1 protein-coding gene is annotated in these 338 nt (G+C 42.3%); it reads left to right on the top strand.

All coding sequences use genetic code 11. The features are described from left to right. On the top strand, window positions 1-237 hold a 237-nt coding region (locus tag AB4496_RS27965), incomplete at its 5' end, for a transporter substrate-binding domain-containing protein (protein WP_372133291.1). Window positions 238-338: the final 101 nt, after the last annotated feature.

Below are 338 nucleotides of genomic sequence, written 5' to 3' on the forward strand. Positions count from 1 at the left end.
GACCAACTGTCATTGGCTTTCTTAGACAAGAAAGAAGGTGAGGGTTTTGAGTTCAAAGGCAAAGCAGTTACCGACAAAGCCTACATTGGCGAAGGTACGGCTTTAGCACTAAGAAAGCAGGATTCAAAACTGGCGAAACAATTCAATGCCGCGATTGAAGAGATTAGAGCAAATGGCACCTATGATAAGATCGCAGCGAAGTACTTCACATTTGATATCTATGGCGCTGATTTGTAATTCGCCTAGCATCTGAAAGTAGAACACCAAAAACATCCGAAGGCTGTGAGGCTCTCGGATTTTTATTGGCTCCAAAAGACCATTGTTTAAGTGTTTAAGTG

The organism is Vibrio sp. 10N.222.46.A1 (assembly GCF_041473595.1).
GTDB lineage: Bacteria > Pseudomonadota > Gammaproteobacteria > Enterobacterales > Vibrionaceae > Vibrio > Vibrio tasmaniensis_A.